Source organism: Parasphingorhabdus sp. (assembly GCF_036964675.1).
Lineage (GTDB): Bacteria > Pseudomonadota > Alphaproteobacteria > Sphingomonadales > Sphingomonadaceae > Parasphingorhabdus.
The window spans coordinates 30,875-33,668 of record NZ_JBALTF010000024.1; the positions used below are offsets into that span (position 1 = coordinate 30,875).

A 2,794-nucleotide genomic window follows, 5' to 3' on the forward strand; every position below is an offset into this window, starting at 1 on the left:
ATCCGGTCGAACACGACAATCGTATCGTTGAGAGAATAGCCGATGATCGTCAGCAGCGCCGCGACGATATTGAGGTTGAATTCCATCTGGGTCAGCGCAAACAGTCCGAAGGTCAGCGCGACATCATGGACCAGCGCGAACAGGGCACCAACACCGAACTGCCATTCGAAGCGAATCCAGATGTAGATGGAAATCGCGATCATCGCGAATAGCAGCGAGTAAGCGCCGGTTTCAAATAGCTCCGACGATACCTTGCCGGAAACCGACTCCACGCCATCGATACGGACATCGGGATAATCGGCATTGATCGTCGAGACGATCTTTTCGGTCATTTCATTGGCTGCTTCCGGGCGCGATTCCGCTTCGACCGGCAGCCGCATCCGGATTGACACTTCGTTGGCGTCACCAAATCGCTGAATCGTTGCATCGCCATAGCCGAGCCCGCCAATACTGTCGCGCAGCTCGGAAATTGGTGCTGTTTCGGTCTCGGTAAAAGTCGCCTGAATCATCTGGCCGCCGATAAAATCAACGCCGAAATTCAAACCCTTGGACGCCACCAGCCCGAGCGAGGCGATGATCGTCAAGATGCTGAAAGCCATGGCGATATTGCGCCATTTCAGGAAGCCGATATTGGTATCGTCCGGAACAAGTTTGAGCAATCTCATATAACCAACTCCTGCGGACGGGCGCGTCTGACCCAGAGCGCCACAAACATCCGGGTTACGACCACGGCGGTAAATACGGATGAAGCGATACCGATCATCAGAACGACCGCAAATCCCTTGACCGGTCCGGAACCGAACATGAACAGCAATACGCCGGCAATGATATTGGTGACATTGGCATCCATGATCGCTCGTGATGCTTCCTTGTAGCCAACTTCAATCGCCTGAATCACTCTTCGCCCTCGCCTGCGCTCTTCGCGTATTCGCTCGTTGATCAGCACATTGGCATCGACCGCGGCCCCGACAGTGAGCACAAATCCGGCAATACCCGGCAGCGTCAGCGTGGCGTTAAACATAGCCATGACCCCGACAATGATGAACAGGTTCAGCGCCAGCGCGATATTGGCATACATGCCAAATCGGCCATAGGTGACGACCATGAAGGTCAGCACGGCAATGGTAGCGATGACAGCAGCAATCATGCCCTTGTCGATCGAATCCTTGCCAAGATCAGGACCGACGGTGCGCTCCTCGACGATCTTCAGTTCCACCGGCAACGCACCGGATCGCAAGGCGATCGCCAGCTGATTCGCGCTTTCAACCGTGAAATTGCCGGAAATCTGAGCCGAACCACCGAGGATCGGTTCATTGATATTGGGCGCGGAAAGCACCTGGCCATCGAGAATGATCGCAAAGGGCTTGCCGACATTATTCTGGGTCAGGCGGGCAAATTTTGAACCGCCCTCGCTATCGAAGGTGATATTGACCACCGCCGCGTTGGTTTGCTGGTCAAAGCCCTGCCCGGCATCGGTCAGCTTGTCGCCGCTGATTCCGCCCAAGCGCTTGACCGCAATATTCGGAACTCCGGCCGGATTGTCGGGATAAGGAAAAATCTGGCTGCCCACTGGCGCCCGGCCTGCGGCCACTGCATTGGGATCGGCAGAAAAGTCGACCAGCTTGAATTCCAGCTTAGCGGTCTGTCCGAGCAAAGCCTTGAGCGCTTCCGGATCATCCAGCCCCGGGACCTGCACCACAATTCGATTGTCACCTTGCCGCAGGATGGTCGGCTCGCGGGTGCCCATTTCATCGATACGGCGGCGGATAACGTCGGTTGCCGTTTCCATCGCCTTTTCGACGGCATTTTCCAGACCCGCTGCGGTCGGAGTCAAAACAAAGCGCGTATCATCGCGCACTTCAATATCCCAGTCGCGCTGACCGGTCAGTCCGGCACCTGAGGTAAGCGGGACGATCGCATCGCGCGCGGCATCGACTTGGGTGCTGTCGCGGACCATGAAGCTCAACACCCCGTTGCGACGGGAAATATCGCCAATGCCGATGCGCGGAGTGGCGCGGCGCATTTCCGCACGCACCGATTCTTCCATCGTCAGGAGCCGGGCGGTCGCGACATCGGCTGGATCTGCTTCCAGCAAGATATGGCTGCCACCCTGAAGATCGAGCCCCAGATTGATGGTTTCATTTGGCAAAAAGCTCGGCCAATATTTTTGACCACTCTCGCCGATCAGGCTGGGAATGGCCATCAGCACGCCAAAGGCCAGCAGCAGAGAAATGGAAATGACTTTCCAGCGCGGGAAATCGAGCATCGAAACTAACTTTCTATATCACCGCGTTCAGTCGTTCGCAGGTTTGGCACCGCCGCGTGGCATGACATCGGTCAGTGTCGCCTTGACCGCTTTGACGCGGACGCCGCTGGCGATTTCGACTTCGACATATTCATCGTCGACCTTGACCGCCTTGCCAACCAGTCCGCCGCCGGTCACGACCTCGTCATTCTTCTTGACCGAACCAACCTTTGCCTGATGTTCTTTCATCTTCTTTTGCTGGGGCCGGATGAGCAGGAAATAGAAAACCGCGAAGATAAGCACCAGCGGCATGACCGAAATTAGAAAGCTTCCGGCGCCGCCGGCGTCAGCTGCTGCAGATAATATGGATATTGTTGTCATGAAATCGTCCCGATAATTGCAAATTTTTATGTGTGGTGCCCGGGCTCCTGTTTCAAGCCCCTGACCAGTCAACCCAGATGTTGCGCGCGCCTATCACGAGCTTGTCGAGCGTGCAATGGAATCCGTATGCGGGAAAGGTTGGATTCCAGACGCAAACGACTTGCCAAG

General features: G+C 56.0%; 3 protein-coding genes. All 3 read right to left on the reverse strand.

All coding sequences use genetic code 11. From position 1 onward, the window contains the following. The coding region (secF, locus tag V7665_RS06295; protein WP_335663682.1) for a protein translocase subunit SecF at window positions 1–665 on the reverse strand (665 nt) is incomplete at its 3' end. Next, complete coding sequence (gene secD / locus V7665_RS06300; protein WP_335663683.1) at window positions 662–2,266, reverse strand: protein translocase subunit SecD; 1,605 nt, start codon at window positions 2,264–2,266, stop codon at window positions 662–664. The genes secD and secF, both read right to left, overlap by 4 nt. Before the next feature lie 27 nt (window positions 2,267–2,293). Then, window positions 2,294–2,626 (reverse strand): preprotein translocase subunit YajC, encoded by a 333-nt coding sequence (yajC, locus tag V7665_RS06305; protein WP_335663684.1) that lies wholly within the window; start codon window positions 2,624–2,626, stop codon window positions 2,294–2,296. Between the last annotated feature and the right edge of the window lie 168 nt (window positions 2,627–2,794).

What these genes read in the sequence shown, in the direction of transcription:
- secD (WP_335663683.1), bottom strand. Translation starts at nt 2,266, where the DNA reads ATGCTCGATTTCCCGCGCTGGAAAGTCATTTCCATTTCTCTGCTGCTG.
- yajC (WP_335663684.1), bottom strand. Translation starts at nt 2,626, where the DNA reads ATGACAACAATATCCATATTATCTGCAGCAGCTGACGCCGGCGGCGCC.